We start from the raw sequence: 18,581 nt of genomic DNA, 5'->3' as shown, positions 1-18,581 counted from the left end.
TGGCCTTGTCATCGCCGCAACCAAAATCATGCTGACAGGTTGAGGCTATCCTGTCGGAGATTTTGCCATGCCTGTGCTGCTCAAGGGGTCCTGTCGCTGCAACGCCGTGCGTTTCGAAGTGGAAAGCCACACGCCGGTGCCGTTCATGCTGTGCTACTGCTCGATCTGCCGCAAGCAGCAAGGTGGCGGCGGTTTCGCCATCAATCTCGGCGCCGACTACGAAACGCTGAACATCAGGGGCAAGAGAAACCTTGGCGTCTATCGGGCCGAGATCGAGGACGACGAGCATCCCAACTGCGAGGTCTCGACCGGCGAGCGCAATTTTTGTCGCAAATGCGGGTCGGCGCTGTGGCTCTACGACCCGACCTGGCCGGAGTTGGTGCATCCCTTCGCCTCGGCGATCGACAGCGACCTGCCGAAGCCGCCCGAAAAAGTGCATCTGATGCTGAAATACAAGGCGAACTGGGTCGAGCCCGATGTCGGGCCGAAGGACAAGGTGTTCGACGTCTATCCCGAGGAATCGATCGCCGACTGGCACAAGCGGACAGGCATGTGGGTGGATTAGCTTTCTTCTCCCCGAAAGCGGGGCGAAGGAAATGCTCAGGCCGAAGCGCGCGCCTCGGCCAAGGCTTTCAGATCGGCGGGCTTCAACTCGACCGATTCGCCGCAGCCGCAGGCCGAACTCTGGTTCGGGTTGCGGAAGGTGAAGCCGGTGCGCAGCGTCGTTTGCTCGAAATCCATCTCGGTGCCGAACAGGAAAAGTGCTGCTTCCGGCGCGACATAGACATGGGCGCCGTCGCGCTCGATGTGATCGTCCTTGGCGTTCGGCTCGGTTACCAGATCGACCGTGTATTCCATGCCGGCGCAGCCGCCCTTCTTGATGCCGAGGCGAATGCCATGCGCGTTGTCGCGCGTGGCGACGATCTCGCGCACCCGGTCGGCGGCCTTTTCGGTCATCGTGATGACGGCAAAGCGTCCCATGTCTTTCCTTCTCCATTCCATGCAGGTTCAAGGCCTGCCGAATGATTCCTCACCTAAAATGGTGAAGTTTTCTGCCCAGTGCAACCCGATCGAGGCTCTATTTCAAAAGACGGCAATCGAAATTAAATGTCCACTAGGTATGTTCAACGCAACGCCGACGATGACATGGCGGGAAAGCCGAATGCCATTTGACACCAATCGAACGGTTGAGTTTCGCTCATCTCCTGCTCGGCTCGGCTTGGGTGCTATCTTATTGGTGATGGTAGGAACCCTGTGCCTTGCATTAGGCTGGCCGCTACTGCCGGGCATCGCTCCCACTGGTTTCGAACAAATTCTCGGTTGGACAGGTGCAATTTTGTCCGCCGCCACTTTTGTGATTGTCGTAGTGCGTCTTTTCGACTTGAACCGGCCAACGCTAATTTTATCGCCAAAGGGCTTTTGGGACGTCCGCTTGTCGGCCGAATTCATTCCATGGAGCGCCGTGAAGCGCATTTCGGAGCGGAGCCATCGGCGACAAAAGTTCCTTTTGGTAGAAGTCCTGGAGAGCGTCTGGCAGAATTCGTCTTTGACCAAAATGGCGCGCTGGAGTCGGGGACCAAATAGGATGATGGGTCTCGATGCAATGTGTATTGGCACGGGTGATCTCGAGGTCAAATATGACGAGCTGTCCTCAATGATCACAGCTTACGCCAAAGCACACGGCGTCAAAGTCTACTAAGCTCAATACCAGCCCACCGCGACCTGCGCCTCTTCCGACATGCGGTCGGGCGTCCAGGGCGGATCGAAAGTCATGTTGACCTCGACGCCAGACACGCCTTCGACGGCGCCGACGGCATTCTCGACCCAGCCAGGCATTTCGCCGGCCACCGGGCAGCCGGGCGCGGTCAGCGTCATGTCGATCTTGACCGAGCGGTCGTCCTCGACGTCGATCTTGTAGACGAGGCCGAGCTCGTAAATGTCGGCCGGGATTTCCGGGTCGTAGACCGTCTTCAGCGCCGAGACGATGTCATCGGTCAGCCGCGCCAGTTCATCGGCCGGGATGGCCGAGGCGGAAACGACGCTATTGCCGGCGGTTTCCGGCGTAGCTTCGGTGGTGGTGCTCACATCATCCATGGTCGTCACCCGAAAAACTTGCGCGCTTTTTCAAGCGCCTCGGCCAAAGCGTCGACTTCGGCCCTGGTATTATACATGCCGAACGATGCCCTGCATGTGGAGGTTACGCCAAAGCGTTTCAACAGCGGCTGGGCGCAATGGGTGCCCGCGCGGACAGCCACGCCTTGCCTGTCTATCACCATCGAGACGTCATGGGCATGAATACCTCTTAGTTCGAAGGAGATGATGGCGCCCTTGCCAGGCGCATCACCGAAGATGCGCAGCGAATTGATGGCCCGCAGGCGTTCATGGGCATAATTCTTGAGGTCTTGCTCGTGTGCCGCGATGTGCTCACGGCCGACAGAGTCCATGTAGTCGAGCGCGGCGCCCAGCCCGATCGCCTGGACGATCGGCGGCGTGCCGGCTTCGAAGCGGTGCGGCGGGTCGTTGTAGGTGACGATATCTTCCGTCACCTCCTCGATCATCTCGCCGCCGCCCATGAAGGGCCGCATGCCGGCGAGACTATCCTTCTTGCCGTAGAGCACGCCGATGCCCGAGGGGCCGTAGACCTTGTGGCCGGTAAAGACGAAGAAATCGCAGTCGAGATCCTGCACGTCGATGGGCATGTGCACGGCGCTCTGGCTGCCGTCGACAAGCACCGGAATGCCGCGGGCGTGAGCGATCCGGACAATCTCCTTGATTGGCGTCACCGTGCCCAGCGCATTCGACATCTGCGTGATGGCGACCAGCTTGGTGCGGTCGGTCAGGCGTTTTTCGAATTCCTCGATGTGGAAGACGCCGAGGTCGTCGACCGGCACCCAGACCAGCTTGGCGCCCTGGCGTTCGCGGATGAAATGCCACGGCACGATGTTGGAATGGTGCTCCATGATCGACAGCACGATCTCGTCGCCCTCGCCGATATTTGGCATGCCATAGCCATAGGCGACGGTGTTGATCGCCGAGGTCGTGTTCGAGGTGAAGACGATGTTGTCGGTGCTTGGCGCGTTGAGGAACCGGCGCACCGTTTCTCGCGCCTTCTCATAGGCGTCGGTAGCGGCATTGGAGAGGAAATGCAGGCCGCGATGGACGTTGGCATATTCCTGGCTGTAGGCGTGCTGGATGGTGTCGAGCACCACCTGCGGCTTCTGTGCCGAGGCGCCGTTGTCGAGATAGACGAGCGGCTTGCCATAGACTTCGCGCGACAGAATCGGAAAGTCACGGCGGATCGCCTCGACGTCGTAGGGGGTGGTTTCGATCTTCTGGTCCATCACAACTTCATCGCCTCATTCTGCCGCGCACCCCTCATCCGACCGCTTCGCGGCCACCGCCCAGGGCGAGTCACTTGCCTCGCCCGCCCTTCAGGCCCCACAATGGGAGAAGGAAGAGCGCTTTACCTTCTCCCCTTGTGGGAGAAGGTGGATTGGCGCGCAGCGCCAAGACGGATGAGGGGTGGCTTAGCCAGGCCCCATCCACTTCACCCGTGCGTCACGAACCACTCATCGAGCCGCGCTTCCAGCGCCTCGACGATCGCTTCGTCATCCAGTTCCTCGATCACCTCGGCGACGAACGCCTTGACGAGCAACCCCCGCGCGCTCTTTTCGTCGACGCCGCGCGCCATCAGGTAGAACAAATGATCGTGGTCGATCTCGGTGACCGTCGCGCCATGGCCGCAGACGACGTCGTCGGCAAAGATCTCGAGCTCCGGTTTGGTCGAGAACTCGCCATCGTCCGACAAAAGCAGCGTGTTGCAAGCCATCTTGGCGTTGGTCTTCTGCGCATATTGATGGACGTTGATGCGGCCCTGGAACACGCCCCGCGCCTTGCCGGTCACCACATTGCGGATGACCTCGGTCGATGTCGTATGCGGCACGGCATGGTCGAGCACCATGGTGACGTCGGTATGGGTGTCGCCGGCCAGAAGATTGATGCCGCGCAGCTTGAAGTCGGCGCCTTCGCCCGTCGTCTTGACCATGACTTCCTGGCGCACCAGCCTGCCGCCGGCGTTCATGACGAACAGCGTCAGTTTGGCATCCTTGCCGATATGGGCCTTGAACTGCGCCAGATGTGTCGCCGTATCCGGCTGCTCCTGGACGATCAGCCAGGTCACCTCGGCGCCCTCGCCAAGCACGAGCTGGCTGACCGAGCTCGTCAGCGCCGCGCCGTCGCCGGCCTGACGCTCGACGATGACCGCCTTGGCGCCGGTGCCAACCCGCACCGGCAGGCGCACATGGGTCTGGCCACCGGCCTGCAGGTTCTGCAGCTCGATCGGCTTTTCCAGTTCAATACCGTCGGCGATATCGACAAAATAGCCGTCGGCGACGAAGGCCGTGTTCAGCGCGCCTATGGCATCGTCGCTGCCATAGGGATCGAGCCCCGGCGCGATGCTGCCGTCGGTCAGCTTTTCGGACAGACGCTGGACGCTGACGCCGTCGACGACCGGCCCCTTGGCACTTGATACGCCGTTCAACAGGGTGAGGACCGTCGAACCCTCGACGATTGGCGCGATGGCTTTCGCGGCGGCGGCCGGATCGAAGTCCGGCACCGCACTCAACAGCCGGCGCAGGTCGGTATAGTGCCAGGATTCGATGCGCCGCGTTGGCAGGCCGTGCTTGACCGCTTCGATGGCGTCGTCACGTTTCAGCATCACCGCGCCGTCTCCCGGCAAAAGCGACAGCCGTTCGCCGAAGGCGTCGATTAACGCTGTCTCGGCCGGTGTCCGCTGCGGTTGTGTGTGCATATTCATCAGTCTCGCCTGTCTTTTGGAACAAAATGACTTGGCACGTTACGCGGCTTGCCCGATGACGCCGGCATAGCCGTTCGCTTCAAGATCGAGCGCCAGCGACTTGTCGCCCGACTTGATAACCTGGCCCCTGTAGAGCACGTGCACGCTATCAGGCACGATGTGTTCGAGCAGGCGCTGGTAGTGGGTGATGACCAGGAAAGCCCTGTCCGGCGAGCGCAGTGCGTTGACACCATCCGAGACAATCTTCAGCGCATCGATGTCGAGGCCGGAATCGGTCTCGTCGAGCACGCACAGTCTCGGCTCCAGCAGCTTCATCTGCAGGATCTCGGCACGCTTCTTCTCGCCGCCGGAGAAGCCGACATTGAGCGGCCGCTTCAGCATCGCCATGTCCATATTGAGCGAGGCGGCGGCTTCCTTCACCCGCTTCAAAAATTCCGGGATCTTCAGCGGTTCCTCGCCACGCGCCTTGCGCTGCTCGTTCATCGCCACCTTCAGGAATTCCATGGTCGCCACGCCCGGTATCTCCATCGGATATTGGAAGGCGAGGAAAATGCCGGAAGTGGCGCGCTCGGCCGGGTCCATTTCGAGGATCGACTGGCCGTTGTAGAGGATGTCGCCCTCGGTCACCTCATAGTCCTCGCGGCCGGCGAGGATGTAGGAGAGCGTCGATTTGCCCGAGCCGTTCGGCCCCATGATCGCGGCGACCTCGCCGGCTTTCACCGTCAGGTTCAAGCCGCGAATGATCTCGGTGCCGTCATCGACGATGCGGGCATGCAGGTTTTTGATCTCAAGCATTGTTCTTTTCTCTGAAATAATCGTCATAAGTGATCGAATAGTCGGTGTGCGTGCGTTGCAGGGCCTTGAACCACCAGAATGACAAGCCAAGGCTGACCGCGAAGACGCGCACGGCCCAAAGCCGCCGCCAAAAAACGGCGAACCAGATGTCCTCTCTGGGAATGGGCGCGGTCATCAATATCACCCAGCACCGCCATCGACTTTGTGCTGCCCCATCGGTCTCATCCGGGAAACAAAGCCAAACACCAGAATGGCAGCAAAGAAGCAGAGCACTCCCAAGGCAGACAGGGAGCCGCCGACTTGCTTCAGATCTGGAAAGCCGCCGATAGAGCCGACGAGCGCCAACACCGCACCGGCGATAGCCAGGAACAGCGCTATCGCCAAGGTACCAAGTAGCGTGTTTCTCAAGACCTTCAGCATCTTCTCGACTAGCCCACCGAGCCTTCCAGCGAGATGCCGATCAGCTTCTGCGCTTCCACCGCGAATTCCATCGGCAGTTGCTGGATGACATCCTTGACGAAGCCGTTGACGATCAGCGCGATGGCTTCCTCTTCCGGGATGCCGCGCTGCATGACGTAGAACTTCTGGTCCTCTGATATTTTCGACGTCGTCGCCTCATGCTCGAACTGCGCCGTCGAGTTCTTGGCTTCCATGTAAGGCACGGTGTGCGCGCCGCACTGGTCGCCGATCAGCAGCGAGTCGCAATTGGTGAAGTTGCGGGCGTTGGTCGCCTTGCGGTGCGCCGAGACCTGGCCGCGATAGGTGTTCTGCGAGAAGCCGGCCGCTATGCCCTTGGAGATGATGCGGCTCGACGTGTTCTTGCCGAGATGGATCATCTTGGTGCCGCTATCGACCTGCTGGTAGCCGTTCGACACGGCGATCGAATAGAACTCGCCCGAGGAATCGTCGCCGCGCAGGATGCAGCTCGGATATTTCCAGGTGATCGCCGAACCGGTCTCGACCTGCGTCCACGAGATCTTCGAACGATGGCCACGGCAGTCACCGCGCTTGGTGACGAAGTTGTAGATGCCGCCCTTGCCCTCGGCATCGCCGGGGTACCAGTTCTGCACCGTCGAATATTTGATCTCGGCATCGTCGAGCGCGACCAGTTCGACCACGGCGGCATGCAACTGGTTCTCGTCGCGCTGCGGCGCCGTGCAGCCCTCGAGATAGGAGACGTAGGCCCCCTCCTCGGCGATGATCAGCGTGCGCTCGAACTGGCCGGTGTTCTTCTCGTTCATACGGAAATAGGTCGACAGCTCCATTGGGCAGCGCACGCCCTTGGGCACGAAGACGAACGAGCCATCGGTGAACACGGCCGAATTCAGCGTCGCGTAAAAATTGTCGGAGGTCGGCACGACCGAGCCGAGATATTTCTTGACCAGTTCTGGATGCTCGCGGATCGCTTCGGAGATCGAGCAGAAGATGACGCCGGCCTGCGCCAGCTCCTTCTTGAAAGTGGTGACGACGGACACGGAATCGAACACGGCGTCGACGGCGACGCGGCCCGATTTATAGACATTGTCGCTGACTTCCTCGAGCTCCGAGGCGTCGGTCTTCTGCACACCGGCGAGGATTTCCTGCTCCTTCAACGGAATGCCGAGCTTCTCGTAGACTTTCAAGATCTCGGGATCGACGTCGCTGAGCGAAGTCGGTCCGGGCGTGCTCTTGGGCGCCGCGTAATAGTAGATGTCCTGGAAATCGATCTTGGGATAGTTGACGCGCGCCCAGGTCGGCTCGTCCAGCGTCAGCCAACGCCGATAGGCTTCGAGGCGCCATTCCAGCATCCAGGACGGTTCGTCCTTCTTGGCCGAAATGAAACGGATGATGTCTTCGCTCAGACCCTTGGGAGCCTTGTCGACAGCGATCTCGGTCTGGAATCCGTATTTGTATTGGTCGACGTCGATCTTTCGGACCCGATCGATCGTGTCCTGCACAGCAGGCATATGCGTTCTCCATCCACGCCGGGGTCAAGGCCCGACAGTTTTCAAACTATGGCACCGCCGAATGAACGCCCGAGCAGCGTCCGCGGCAGCGTAAGTTTCATATAGTGCGCCTCGACCGGAAATTCACCCGGCCAGCATGAAACGCACGGCTCTACCAGGCCGAAGCCTGATCCTTTTTCTCAAGCATCGGATTTCCCGGTCCGATGCTCCAACCGCTACGCGGCCTTCTCTCTACCCGCCCGTCGCGCGGCAATGCTTGCCAGCGCGGTGCGGAACAGTTCGATGTCCTCGTCGGCGGTCGCGGCACCGACCGACACGCGCAAGGCACCAAGGCTGTCGCCGTGTCCCATGGCCTTCAGCACATGGCTCGGCCCGACCTTGCCCGACGAGCACGCGGAACCGGCGGAAAGCGCCACGCCCGCCAGATCGAAGGCGATCTGGGCGGTTTCGGCTTTGACGCCGGGAATAGCGAAGAATGTCGTGTTGGCAAGCCTTGGCGCGCCGGCTCCGAAGATTTCCACGTCCGGCACCAGCGTCTTGATTGACGTTTCGAGCTCATCGCGACGCTGACGCACGGCACCGATGGCCTCCAACCCGGCCAGCGCTTCTCGCGCGGCGGCGCCAAAACCGGCAATGCCGGGCAAGTTCTCGGTGCCGCCACGGTGGCCCTTCTCCTGGCCGCCGCCATTGATCAGCGGCTTCGGCATCATCAGGTCGGCAGCGGCAACGACAGCGCCGGCGCCCTTGGGGCCGCCGATCTTGTGCGAGGACAGAATCACATAGTCGGCGTATCCGGCCGACATATCGATGGAAACGCGGCCCGCGGCCTGAACGGCATCGACGACAAGAATGCCGCCCGCTGCCCTGACGATCTCCGCGATGCGGTCGATCGGCTGGATGACGCCGGTTTCGTTGTTCGCGGCGTGGATCGCGACCAACGGCAAGCCATCGGCCTTGTCGTGACCGCCGAGCGCTGCCGTCAAGGCGTCGAGACTGACGATGCCATCAGCGCCGACACCGAGCCGCGTCACCAGGTTTGCCGGAAAGCGTCCGCCATTCAGCAGGCACGGATGGTCGGCCTCGCACACGTAGAGCCGGCTCATGCGAATGGCGCCGCGCCCCATCTGCCAGTCCGGCGTCAGCAGCATCGAGGCGGCCTCGGTCGCACCCGAGGTGAAGACGACATGTTCGGCCTTGCCGTTGATCAGTGCCGCCACGTCGCGCCTGGCATTGTCGACCAGCCTGCGCGCGGCGCGCCCCTCGGCATGGACCGACGAGGGGTTGGCTGCGTCAAACGCCGCGACCATGGCCTCGCGCGCCGCTGAAAGCAGCGGCGCACTGGCATTATAGTCGAGATAGGCGCGTATCGCGGCCATTTTCGTCCAGTTCTTCCCGTCAAAAGCCATTCCGCCGACGTATGGCGTTATTTCCTTGAAATTCCAAGGCAAGCCGTCCTATTTACGCGGCTTGCGGCGAGTGCGACCGGGCGATTGCGTTTCGGCCACCCAGTTTTGAACAATTCTAAACTAGCTTCTAGGAAGACGCTCGCCCTGCGTCAAGGTCTGTGGAAGCGGGGCCAGAGCAAGAGTTCCGGGCGCCGCGCATTTGTATATGTCACGTGGAGTATTTCATGCCTGAGGTCATTTTTACCGGTCCGGCCGGCCGCCTGGAGGGACGCTACCAGCCCTCGAAGGAAAAGAGCGCGCCGATCGCTATCGTGTTGCATCCGCACCCGCAGTTCGGCGGTACGATGAACAACAAGATCGTCTATGACCTCTTCTACATGTTCCAGAAGCGCGATTTCACCACGCTGCGCTTCAATTTCCGCGGCATCGGCCGCAGCCAGGGCGAGTTCGACCACGGCACCGGCGAGTTGTCGGACGCGGCGGCCGCACTCGACTGGGTGCAATCGCTGCATCCGGATTCCAAGAGCTGCTGGGTGGCCGGCTATTCCTTCGGTTCGTGGATCGGCATGCAGCTCCTGATGCGCCGGCCCGAGATCGAGGGCTTCATCTCGATCGCGCCGCAGCCCAACACCTATGATTTCTCCTTCCTGGCGCCCTGCCCGTCCTCGGGCCTGATCATCCACGGCGATGCCGACAAGGTGGCGCCGCCGAAGGATGTGCAAGGCCTGGTCGACAAGCTTCACACGCAAAAGGGCATCACCATCACGCAGAAGACCCTGCCCGGCGCCAACCATTTCTTCGCCAACGACGCCGATGTGCTGATCGAGGAATGCGCCGACTATCTCGATCGCCGGCTGGCGGGAGAATTATCCGATCCGAGGCCGAAGCGGCTGCGCTAAGACACCAGGCGGTCCGTATTCGCGGGGCTATGAGCGGGCGGGCAAGGCCCGCCTCCTCCACATGAGGCCGCCGCGGTGCGGACGCTCCGGCAGCGACCTATTTTTCCGGGGCAATAAGCCGGAACGATGGCTTGCGGACCGGCAATCCTGACGGTGCCGGCCGGAAGATGAAGCCGAGCCTGGCAAAGACCAGTCCGCACGCCAGCGCGAAGGCGCAGCCGAGGCCGAAGCCGGCAACGGTGTCGCTCGGATAGTGCGCGCCGACGAAGACCCTGGTCGAGGCGATGCAGGCCGTGACCACCAAGGCGATGTACCAACGCCGCGGAAACAAAAGCAGCAGGATGCCGAACACGGCGCCCATCGTCGTGGCATGGCCGGAGGGAAAGCCGGCAAAGCGCGCATCGAAAGCAAAAGGGTGCAGCGCAAGGACGCCGAAATCCTGGAAATAGAGCGGGCGGGCCCTGCCAATCGCATATTTGAGGACATTCACCGTTAGACCGGACAGGCCAACGGCGCTCAGCACCAGGAAAGCCAGGCAGGTCCAACTGTAGACCAGCATCAGCGCGCGGTGCGAAAGGCTTCGCCAATCCGTCAGATTGGCCGCGACAAGCAGCAGCGCGGACGGGATGAGATACCAGCCGCCCAGTCCGAACTGCGTGAAGAACTCGGCAAGCCTGGCGGCGCCCGCCGACCACTGGCCATGTGCCACTCCCGCCGGCGTATCGAGACGGACAAAGGCCGCGGCCGTCAGAAAGACCCAGACCAGGCCCCACGCCCACCATGAGATGTTGGGATAGCGAGCGGGGCGAACGGCAAGGCGCCGTCTGGCGATCTGCAGGGTGTCGCGAAAATTGCCGAGGGACCGGCGTCCTATCCCGAGGAGCGATCTGGAAACTCGAGGCCGCGATTTCACGAGCATTGGGAACTCGACCCCATCATAGAAGTCATTGCGCTATACGGTAAAGACCGAGCGACAGTTTGTCTCCCGACGAATAGTTGAGGCCGTCGACTTCGGCGAGGCGGTTCGCCGACTTGCCTTGCACGGACAGCATGCCATTCAATTTCTGCTCGTCGCCGGTCGGCACCAGGCCCAAGGAGCAAGCAGGATCGGCGAGCAGATGTTCCGCCACGCCACCGACATCGGTCAGCACCGTTTTCGTGCCGACCAGGAACACCAGGCTCGGCTCCTGATAACGCGCCGAGGCGAGCACGGTCGTGTCGCAAGGTTTGTTGGCGCGCACCGCGTCCCTGATTGCCGGGCTCAGCCAGATCGGCTTCAGGGACGGGGCGATGACGCCGAACAGCAAGGCGTAGGCGATGCCCGCACAGGCGGCGGTGGCGCCGATGCGGGGCAGCGGCACCTGTAACTGCCGCGAAAACGCGAAATAGCCCGCGCCAAGTGCGGCCGCGGCCGCCGGAATGCTCCACCAGGAGAAAGTGTGGGTGAGATAGATCGGCGCTCCGATGCAGACCGCCGCCAGGCCCAGGCTGACCACGACAAGACCGAATGCGGTAGACCACCACAGCCATTGCTGCCAGCGCCTGAGCGGCGCATTGGCGTCCTGCGGCTGCAATGTCAGCAGCCAGCCGATCAGCAGCGCCATGCCGGGATAGGCGGGCAGGACATAATGCGGCAGCTTGGTGGGAATGAGTTCGAAAACGAGCCAGAACGGGATGTACCAGGCGAGGCAGAAGCGAAGCCTGACATCGTCGCGCATGCGGTTGAGGGCCTGCAGGCCAGCGCCTACCGCGATCAGGCCGAACGGCCACATGAACAGCGAATAGGTCAGCATGTAGAAGCCGGGCGGCAGGCCGTGCGATTCCGCGCCCGACGCGACCTTGCCGAGCATGTCCTTGCCGACGGCCTGCTGCAGGAAAGCACCGTGGCTCTTCCAGGTGATCGCGGCGAGCCAGGGCAGCGCAATCACCAAGACAAGCAGCAGGCCGCGCCCAACCCTGAGCTTCGACAGCCAACGGCCGTCGCGTTCGAAGGCAAACAGGACGGCGATGGTCAGCGCCGACAGCAGCGGCGCAATCGGCCCCTTGATCAGGATCGCGGCCCCTTGCGCGATCCAGAAGATCCACCAGAGATGGCCGGCGACCGGTTCATTGCGGCGCGATGCGAGATAAATCTGCGCCAGCGCGCCTTGCGCCGCAACGCAGCAGGCCAGCAGCATCGCATCGGTCTTGGCGTCGCGGCCCTCGAAAGCCGTGGCGAAGATCGCGGCCATCACCAGGCCGGCCGCGAGGCCCGCATTGGCACCGAAAAGATTGGTCCCTGTCCAGGCGATCGCCAGCACTGCAAGGGCAATGCCAAATGCCGAGACGGTGCGATAGACCCAGATCGGTGCCTCGGCACCCTGCCCGCTCAGCGCCACGGCCGCCGATTGCAGCCAGTAGATGCCGATCGGCTTCTGGTAGCGCGAGGTCTCCTGAAAGCGGATATCGACATAGTCGCCGCTCTCGACCATCTGCTTGGAGGCCTGGACGAAGCGCGGCTCGTCACGGTCGACTGGCGGCATGGATGCCAGGCCCGAAGCCGTCATCACCAGGCTGAACAGGAAGAGGAAGATGTAGTTCCTGTTCAACGCCATTTCTGAGTCTCTCCGATCATTTCTTTTTGGGCGGTTGCTCAATCGACCTTGGTCATCGCCGCCTTGCGCTCATTGGCGATCAGCCAGAGATTTCTGATGTAGATGAACATGCCCATGGCCTGCCCGGCGATGAACACCGGATCCTGGCGCTGGATGGCATAAATCAGAAGCAGGCCGCCGCCGAACAGGGAGAAGAACCAGAAGGCCACCGGCACGACGCTGCGCTTGGCCTTTTCCGAGGCCAGCCACTGCACGACGAAGCGCATGGTGAAGAAGAACTGGGCGACGAAGCCGAGCAGGATCCACGCATCGAACTGCTTGATGAAAACCTGATGAAGCCAGGCTCCCAGTTCCTGAAGCACATTAAACACGCTTGATTTCCTCTATTTTTGGCATTCTGCGGCGCCGGCGGCGCAACCACCAGACACCGCAGAGATCGAGCACACCCTGCAGGCCGCGATCGAAAATGCCGTAATTCGATTTGCCGTGCCGGCGCGAGCGGTCGACGACGTCGCAATGCACGACGCGATACCCCTCCTGGATGACCAGGGCCGGAACGAAGCGATGGGTGCCGTCGAAGAACGGCAGTTTGCGCAGGATATCGGTATGAACCGCCTTCAGGCCACAGCCGGTGTCGCGCGTCTCGTCATGCAGGATGGCGTTTCGCAGCCAGTTGGCGAAACGCGACGCCAATTGTTTGACCTTGCTGTCGCGGCGCTTGAGGCGCTGCCCTTGCGCGGCGCCGAAATCGGGCCCGGCTTGGCGCAGCGCATCGACCAGCACCGGAATGTACTGCGGATCGTTCTGGCCGTCGCCGTCGATGGTCGCGACGATGCCGCCGCGCGCCGCCCAGGCGCCCGAACGCACCGAAAGGCTCTGGCCGGCGGACTTCCGATGCCGCAATTCGCGTAGCGGAAACGGGCGTCGCGCCGCCTGTTCGGCGAGCACGGCAGCCGTCTCGTCGGTCGAGCCGTCATTGACGATGATCAACTCGAAGTCGCGGCCGGCCATCGCCGCCTCGATCTCGTCGATCAGCAGTGGCAGGTTTGCCGCCTCGTTCCTGCTAGGAATGACAATGGATATCAATGCGTCCGGCATGTCGCGTCGGGGCTCTGTCGTCGGATATGGCATTTTATGGATGCCGTGCGGTGCCGCTTGAGGTCGTGGACTGTTAGAACCTTGTGGCGCGGCGCCTCATTACGCCAGCCGAAACGATGAAGCAAGCATTGCGGCCGGACCGCCGCTGGCACCATCCGCGCGGCCGCAAAACCGGAATCCACTTTTGCTGATCGCCAACTCTTGGTTGGCGCGCGATCCGGCGCAAAACCGGAATCCACTTTTGCTGATCGCGCTTGGGTGCTAAACGCGCGCGTTCACATATGCCCGCCACGGACCGTGGCGTACGCTTCGGGAAAGAAAACATGCCTGCCTTCAAATCCGATTTCCTGCGCACGATGAGCGAGCGCGGTTTCATCCACCAGACCTCGGATGATGCCGGTCTCGACACTATTTTCGCCAAGGAAACGGTGACGGCCTATATCGGCTTCGACGCCACGGCCAAGAGCCTGCATGCCGGCTCGCTGATCCAGATCATGATGCTGCATTGGCTGCAGCAGACCGGCCACCGGCCGATCGCGCTGATGGGCGGCGGCACGTCGATGATCGGCGACCCCTCCTTCAAGGATGAGGCGCGCAAGCTTTTGACGCCTGCGGATATCGACGCCAATCTCGCCGGTATCCGCCGCAACTTCATGCCCTACCTCAAATTCGGCACCGGTCCGAACGACGCGGTCATGATCAACAATGCCGACTGGCTGATGGAGATCAACTACGTCAATTTCCTGCGCGATGTCGGGCGGCACTTTTCCGTCAACCGCATGCTTGCGTTTGATTCCGTCAAGTTGCGGCTCGATCGCGAGCAATCGCTGTCGTTCCTCGAATTCAACTACATGATCCTGCAGGCCTATGATTTCGTCGAACTCTACAAGCGCCTCGGCTGCCGCCTGCAGATGGGCGGCTCCGATCAATGGGGCAACATCATCAACGGCATCGATCTCGGCCGCCGCATGGAGGATGCGCAACTCTACGCACTGACCACGCCGCTGCTCACCACCTCGTCGGGCGCCAAGATGGGCAAGTCGGCCTCGGGCGCGGTCTGGCTCGATCCGGAGATGCTGAGCCCCTACGAGTTCTGGCAGTACTGGCGCAATACCGAGGATGCCGACGTTGCCCGGTTCCTGAAACTCTACACCACGCTGCCTTTGGAAGAGGTCGCACGACTCGAGCGGCTGGGCGGTTCCGAGATCAACGAGGCAAAGAAGATCCTCGCTACCGAGATCACCGCTCATCTGCATGGCCGCGCGGCCGCCGAACAGGCCAGCGAGACGGCGCGCAAGACCTTCGAGGAAGGCGCGCTCGCCGACACGTTGCCGACCGTCGAGACGGACAAGGCCGCGCTCGAAGCCGGCATCGGCATCCTGGCGCTGTTGGTCAGCGCGGGGTTGGCTTCATCCAATGGCGAGGCACGGCGGCACATCCAGGGTGGCGCCGTGCGCCTGAACGACCAGCCGGTAAGCGACGACCGTCGAATGGTCACGCTTCAGGATTTGAGTCCGGAAAACGTCGTAAAGCTTTCATTGGGCAAGAAAAAACACATCCTGGTGAGACCGGCCTGAGTACCCCTCACCGGTATTCGAAGATCGACCTGAATATCCCCGGCGCGATCACCGACAGCGGGTTGACGTCGAGCACCGGCTTGTTGGCATTGCCCCTGAGCCGGAAGGTGACGCCGATCAGGCCGCGGTCGCGACCATTGCCCAGAAGCGCGCCGACGATGGGCAGTTCGCCGAAAATGCGGTTGAGGCCGTAGGCCGGCATGAAGGTGCCGGTCATGTCCATATTGTTGTTCTGGTCGTAGAGGATGCCTTGGAACGTCGTGCCGATGCGCGGGCCACGCAGCACGCCATTGGTCAGCTTCAGATAGCCACTGCCCTTGTCGATCTCGGCGTAACCACGTTCGAATTTCACCCGCGACGTGTCGAGCTTGCCCTTCACCGCCTGGTCGAGGCTGCGACTGTCGCCGGCCGGCGTGGTCGAGACGATGGAGGCGAGCTTGGGTTCGTTGACGACGAAGAAGTTGCTGGTGTCGACCTTGCCCTTCATCGGTCCGTCGCTGGCCCCCGTCAGCGCCAGCGCGATCGACCCACCTTCCATGTGCTCATAGATGTTGAGGAACCGCAGGATCGCGCCGGCGTCCGCCGACTGCACGTTGAGCGAGCGCCTGCCGTCACCGGTGGTGTTGCTGATGGCGATGGCTGCGCCGGAACTCGCCGTCGCGCTGACCTTCAGTCCGTTGACCCTTGAACCAGCCGCACTGTAATCGAGCTTCAGGTTGGAGAGTTGCTCCTCGTGGAAGCCGGTCAGCTGATCGACATCGGCGCTGACGGAAATGTTGTCTGTTCCCGTCGTCTTGGTTGCGGTGTCCACATCGGACGTGAACTGCTTGATGAGCGAACGAGCGTCGAGCGCGTTGCCAGTGATGTCGACCGCATAGCCCTTGCCCGATCGCTTCACCGAAACCGCCACGTCGTCACCCCTGTTCAAGGTGACCTTGCCGAACTTGGCCGAAGACAAGGCGCCGTTGACCAGCACGATGCTGCCGTCGACGGAGAACGTCTTGCCGTCGAGCTCGAAGTCCGACAGCGTCGTGGTGTCGCCGGACTTGGTCATGACGAATGTGGCGCTGGCGGGAACCCCCGCCCCCTTGCTCCAGCCGGCCCAGGGAATGTCCAACCTGGCATTGGTGAGGTCGGCCGACACATTCTGGTTGCCGCTGCCGCTCTTGTCGATCGCGACCTTCACCGTTCCGGCAAGCAGCGGCGTCAGGCCGGGCATGGCGGCGGCGCGGATCTTGTCGTCGAGTACCAGGGCTACCTTGCGGCTGCGCGCCGGCCCGTCATCCGCCAGCGGCTCGACGAGATCGAGTTCGGCCGGAATGCCGTTCAGCGATGCCTTGGCCGAAATGACAGCCTTTTGCGGGTCGACGGTGATCGAGCCATCGGCATCGGTCACGGCCTGTCCCTCGAACGGCTTGGCCAAGGACAGGCCGGTGTAGTCGAGCGACACCAGCCAATCGAGCTTCGCGGTGTCGACGCCCGACTGCAGCGGAATGTCCGCCTTGACGTGGCCGGTGACGCCGCCGGAAAGGTCCTCCGGCAGAATGCCGACATGGCGCATGGCATTGATCGGTTCGTAGGATGCAAGTTCGGCGACGGCAGACGCATCGCCGGCAACGTCGATATCGAGAGCGCCGATGACCGGCGGGCGGTTGGCTGCCTTGACGGCCAATGTCCCGTTGCTGGCCGCCACCACGCGGCCACTGGGCATGAAGACGGTGCCCGACGACAACGAAATGTCGACGTCGTTGCCGTGGAATCCGACGACGCCCACCGCATCGCGTATCGGCGGAATGCGGCCGGCCGTGTCGAAACGCGCCCCCTCGATCTGGAAGCGGCCAAAGACCTCGTCGGCTGAAAGCGGCACGCCATTGCCGAGGCGGTCCGGCACCACCTGGAACTGGAGATTGGCGTCGACCACACGGCCGCCGAACAGGTTGTCCAGACACCAGAGCCGCGCATTGCGCGCCGAAAACCACGGCCACAGCTGTTTGACATGCGAGACCGGCATGTCATGGATGTTGAGCGCCAGATTGATCCCGGGAGCCTTGCCGTCGACGAATTGCATCGCCGCGGTGCCAAGCACCTCGCCGGAACCGGCGGACCGAACCGCGATCTGCTCGGCCACCAGTTTACGGCTTTGCGGCTGGTAGACGCCGGCGATCCGCGCCAGGAAGATCAACGCGGGCTCAGGCGATTCCGATGGCGCCAAGGTCGAACCGTCGCTGGTCAGGTCGTAACGGTAGGAGGGTTCCTCGCCCGCTACCCCGGTTGCCGGTTTTGGCCCGATCGAGCCGCCGAAATCGAATGAAGACCGGCCGGTTTTCAGCAGCAATCTGTCTACCTGGATCTTGTTGGAGCCGTGGACCAGCGTCGCATTGACATCGGCATCCGCCGGCAGCAGCCCGCGCGTGCCAAGATCCAGCACCGACCCGGTGGACGAAAGGGCGGCCATCAAGCGTGATGCGGTGGCACCTGAGCCTTCCGATCCTGTCAGCTTCAACGCGACGGCACCAAGCCTGCCGGAGCCGGCAGCAGTGTCACCGGCATCCGCCAGATTGATGCTGGCATCCAGGCTTATCACCCGATGCGCGGCGATATCGCGGGTGGCGGAGGCGGCAACGGTGACTGTCCTGCCGTCGACATCCGCCTCGGAGGTAAACTCCATGCCGCCCGGCCCCGACTGAACGACGGTGGCGTCGGCGATCTTGACCAGTTTGATCGATCCGGCGTCGGGCAGCACGAACTCGACATTGCTGAGATCGATGCGACGCATCGAATCCTCCCGCACGGCGTCGAGCGCGCGATGGATGTTGCCGAACACCGCGTCCGACAGTTTTTCCGGATCGACGAGGCCGTTCTCGTTGCGCAGCGCCGCGGTCCAGTCGCCGCCGGACGGCATCGCCGCCATGACGATGCGGGCATCGGAGATCCTGGCGCTGGTCAACCGCACCTCACCCCATAGCAGCGGCACGAGACGCACGCCAAAGCGCACACGACCGGCATCCGCCATCGGTTTGCCGTCTGATGTCTTCAGGCTGACATCGCTCACCTGGAGGGCGACGAAGCTCGAACTGTCGAGCGTGATGCGGGCTGGCCCGACCGCGACATCGACGTCGACGCCCGCCAGCCTCTCTATGGCGCTCTCCGCCTCGACGCGCAGCCTGTCCGACCCGATGCCGGAAAGGCCGATGAGATAGATGGCGACCGCGGCCAGCAGCATGAATGCGACCACGCCGGCAACCACGCGCGAAAGGATGCGAAAGCCTCGGCCGATCGCCGCCTGGCCGAGAGGCGGGACGCGGCACGCGGACGGCAAGGCTCCCAGGTCGGTGATTTCGTCCCGCCTGAACCGGATCTTCTCGTGCTGCGGTTGGTCCTGATCCACGCAATCTTCCGTTGTACAAACTCGCTCGTGGACGAATCCCCGCTCGACACTATATCGGTGTG

18 protein-coding genes are annotated in these 18,581 nt (G+C 62.3%); 4 read left to right on the top strand and 14 right to left on the bottom strand.

Features of this window, described 5'->3' with window-relative positions; translation table 11 throughout:
* Positions 1-67 precede the first annotated feature (67 nt).
* Positions 68-565, top strand: coding sequence for a GFA family protein (locus tag O7A70_RS28865; RefSeq protein ID WP_337143383.1), 498 nt, complete (start codon positions 68-70; stop codon positions 563-565).
* A 35-nt stretch (positions 566-600) separates the two neighbouring features.
* Here the strand turns inward: O7A70_RS28865 and sufA are convergent, their stop codons facing one another.
* Positions 601-981, bottom strand: coding sequence for a Fe-S cluster assembly scaffold SufA (gene sufA, locus O7A70_RS28860; protein WP_027143660.1), 381 nt, complete (start codon positions 979-981; stop codon positions 601-603).
* Between sufA and O7A70_RS28855 the strand changes: the two genes are divergently transcribed.
* Positions 980-1,699 (top strand): STM3941 family protein, encoded by a 720-nt coding sequence (locus tag O7A70_RS28855; protein ID WP_337143382.1) that lies wholly within the window; start codon positions 980-982, stop codon positions 1,697-1,699. The genes sufA and O7A70_RS28855 overlap by 2 nt on opposite strands.
* Positions 1,700-1,701: 2 nt before the next feature.
* Here the strand turns inward: O7A70_RS28855 and O7A70_RS28850 are convergent, their stop codons facing one another.
* The 8 genes from O7A70_RS28850 to O7A70_RS28815 form a co-directional block, all read right to left on the bottom strand.
* Complete coding sequence (locus tag O7A70_RS28850) at positions 1,702-2,094, bottom strand: SUF system Fe-S cluster assembly protein (RefSeq protein ID WP_027143659.1); 393 nt, start codon at positions 2,092-2,094, stop codon at positions 1,702-1,704.
* 5 nt (positions 2,095-2,099) lie between these two features.
* The gene (locus O7A70_RS28845) at positions 2,100-3,341 is read right to left on the bottom strand and encodes a cysteine desulfurase (protein ID WP_337143381.1); all 1,242 of its coding nucleotides are present in this window, start codon (positions 3,339-3,341) and stop codon (positions 2,100-2,102) included.
* Positions 3,342-3,547: 206 nt separating this feature from the next.
* A complete protein-coding gene (sufD, locus tag O7A70_RS28840) occupies positions 3,548-4,816 on the bottom strand; it encodes a Fe-S cluster assembly protein SufD (protein WP_337143380.1) in 1,269 nt (422 codons plus the stop codon).
* A 39-nt stretch (positions 4,817-4,855) separates the two neighbouring features.
* A complete protein-coding gene (gene sufC, locus O7A70_RS28835; RefSeq protein WP_337143379.1) occupies positions 4,856-5,611 on the bottom strand; it encodes a Fe-S cluster assembly ATPase SufC in 756 nt (251 codons plus the stop codon).
* A complete protein-coding gene (locus O7A70_RS28830; protein ID WP_337143378.1) occupies positions 5,604-5,786 on the bottom strand; it encodes a hypothetical protein in 183 nt (60 codons plus the stop codon). Before O7A70_RS28830 ends, sufC begins: the two co-directional genes overlap by 8 nt.
* A 5-nt stretch (positions 5,787-5,791) precedes the next feature.
* Entirely contained in the window at positions 5,792-6,031 is a 240-nt protein-coding gene (locus O7A70_RS28825; protein WP_337143377.1) for a hypothetical protein, read from the bottom strand.
* Between the two features lie 8 nt (positions 6,032-6,039).
* A complete protein-coding gene (sufB, locus tag O7A70_RS28820) occupies positions 6,040-7,557 on the bottom strand; it encodes a Fe-S cluster assembly protein SufB (RefSeq protein WP_337143376.1) in 1,518 nt (505 codons plus the stop codon).
* Between the two features lie 215 nt (positions 7,558-7,772).
* On the bottom strand, positions 7,773-8,933 hold the full coding sequence (locus O7A70_RS28815; RefSeq protein WP_337143375.1) for a cysteine desulfurase family protein: 1,161 nt from the start codon (positions 8,931-8,933) through the stop codon (positions 7,773-7,775).
* A 254-nt stretch (positions 8,934-9,187) separates the two neighbouring features.
* Between O7A70_RS28815 and O7A70_RS28810 the strand changes: the two genes are divergently transcribed.
* Positions 9,188-9,862, top strand: coding sequence for an alpha/beta hydrolase (locus O7A70_RS28810; protein ID WP_027028091.1), 675 nt, complete (start codon positions 9,188-9,190; stop codon positions 9,860-9,862).
* A gap of 97 nt (positions 9,863-9,959) precedes the next feature.
* Here O7A70_RS28810 and O7A70_RS28805 read toward each other — a convergent pair whose 3' ends face one another.
* The 4 genes from O7A70_RS28805 to O7A70_RS28790 are packed head-to-tail and all read right to left on the bottom strand — an operon-like array spanning position 9,960 to position 13,554.
* Positions 9,960-10,781 carry a phosphatase PAP2 family protein gene (locus O7A70_RS28805; protein WP_337143374.1) on the bottom strand — a complete coding sequence of 274 codons (822 nt, stop codon included), beginning with the start codon at positions 10,779-10,781 and terminating at the stop codon, positions 9,960-9,962.
* Between the two features lie 25 nt (positions 10,782-10,806).
* A complete protein-coding gene (locus O7A70_RS28800) occupies positions 10,807-12,456 on the bottom strand; it encodes an ArnT family glycosyltransferase (RefSeq protein WP_337143373.1) in 1,650 nt (549 codons plus the stop codon).
* Between the two features lie 38 nt (positions 12,457-12,494).
* Positions 12,495-12,827: a lipid-A-disaccharide synthase N-terminal domain-containing protein gene (locus O7A70_RS28795; protein WP_140506409.1), complete on the bottom strand. Its 333-nt coding sequence runs from the start codon at positions 12,825-12,827 to the stop codon at positions 12,495-12,497.
* Positions 12,820-13,554, bottom strand: coding sequence for a glycosyltransferase family 2 protein (locus O7A70_RS28790; RefSeq protein WP_337143372.1), 735 nt, complete (start codon positions 13,552-13,554; stop codon positions 12,820-12,822). Before O7A70_RS28790 ends, O7A70_RS28795 begins: the two co-directional genes overlap by 8 nt.
* 323 nt (positions 13,555-13,877) lie before the next feature.
* Between O7A70_RS28790 and tyrS the strand changes: the two genes are divergently transcribed.
* Positions 13,878-15,131, top strand: coding sequence for a tyrosine--tRNA ligase (tyrS, locus tag O7A70_RS28785; protein ID WP_337143371.1), 1,254 nt, complete (start codon positions 13,878-13,880; stop codon positions 15,129-15,131).
* A gap of 7 nt (positions 15,132-15,138) precedes the next feature.
* On the opposite strand, the gene O7A70_RS28780 is transcribed toward tyrS, so the two are convergent.
* Entirely contained in the window at positions 15,139-18,519 is a 3,381-nt protein-coding gene (locus O7A70_RS28780) for a hypothetical protein (protein ID WP_337143370.1), read from the bottom strand.
* Positions 18,520-18,581 lie beyond the last annotated feature (62 nt).

The sequence above is a fragment of the Mesorhizobium sp. Cs1299R1N1 genome, assembly GCF_037179655.1.
Classification (GTDB): Bacteria; Pseudomonadota; Alphaproteobacteria; order Rhizobiales; family Rhizobiaceae; genus Mesorhizobium; species Mesorhizobium salmacidum.
This window is presented reverse-complemented; position numbering and strand designations above follow the sequence as displayed.

Excerpts from the sequence above, each read along its gene's own strand:
- O7A70_RS28865 (WP_337143383.1), top strand. The coding sequence starts at position 68 with ATGCCTGTGCTGCTCAAGGGGTCCTGTCGCTGCAACGCCGTGCGTTTC.
- O7A70_RS28855 (WP_337143382.1), top strand. The coding sequence starts at position 980 with ATGTCTTTCCTTCTCCATTCCATGCAGGTTCAAGGCCTGCCGAATGAT.
- sufA (WP_027143660.1), bottom strand. The coding sequence starts at position 981 with ATGGGACGCTTTGCCGTCATCACGATGACCGAAAAGGCCGCCGACCGG.
- O7A70_RS28850 (WP_027143659.1), bottom strand. The coding sequence starts at position 2,094 with ATGGATGATGTGAGCACCACCACCGAAGCTACGCCGGAAACCGCCGGC.
- O7A70_RS28845 (WP_337143381.1), bottom strand. The coding sequence starts at position 3,341 with ATGGACCAGAAGATCGAAACCACCCCCTACGACGTCGAGGCGATCCGC.
- sufD (WP_337143380.1), bottom strand. The coding sequence starts at position 4,816 with ATGAATATGCACACACAACCGCAGCGGACACCGGCCGAGACAGCGTTA.
- sufC (WP_337143379.1), bottom strand. The coding sequence starts at position 5,611 with ATGCTTGAGATCAAAAACCTGCATGCCCGCATCGTCGATGACGGCACC.
- O7A70_RS28830 (WP_337143378.1), bottom strand. The coding sequence starts at position 5,786 with ATGACCGCGCCCATTCCCAGAGAGGACATCTGGTTCGCCGTTTTTTGG.
- O7A70_RS28825 (WP_337143377.1), bottom strand. The coding sequence starts at position 6,031 with ATGCTGAAGGTCTTGAGAAACACGCTACTTGGTACCTTGGCGATAGCG.
- sufB (WP_337143376.1), bottom strand. The coding sequence starts at position 7,557 with ATGCCTGCTGTGCAGGACACGATCGATCGGGTCCGAAAGATCGACGTC.
- O7A70_RS28815 (WP_337143375.1), bottom strand. The coding sequence starts at position 8,933 with ATGGCCGCGATACGCGCCTATCTCGACTATAATGCCAGTGCGCCGCTG.
- O7A70_RS28810 (WP_027028091.1), top strand. The coding sequence starts at position 9,188 with ATGCCTGAGGTCATTTTTACCGGTCCGGCCGGCCGCCTGGAGGGACGC.
- O7A70_RS28805 (WP_337143374.1), bottom strand. The coding sequence starts at position 10,781 with ATGCTCGTGAAATCGCGGCCTCGAGTTTCCAGATCGCTCCTCGGGATA.
- O7A70_RS28800 (WP_337143373.1), bottom strand. The coding sequence starts at position 12,456 with ATGGCGTTGAACAGGAACTACATCTTCCTCTTCCTGTTCAGCCTGGTG.
- O7A70_RS28790 (WP_337143372.1), bottom strand. The coding sequence starts at position 13,554 with ATGCCGGACGCATTGATATCCATTGTCATTCCTAGCAGGAACGAGGCG.
- tyrS (WP_337143371.1), top strand. The coding sequence starts at position 13,878 with ATGCCTGCCTTCAAATCCGATTTCCTGCGCACGATGAGCGAGCGCGGT.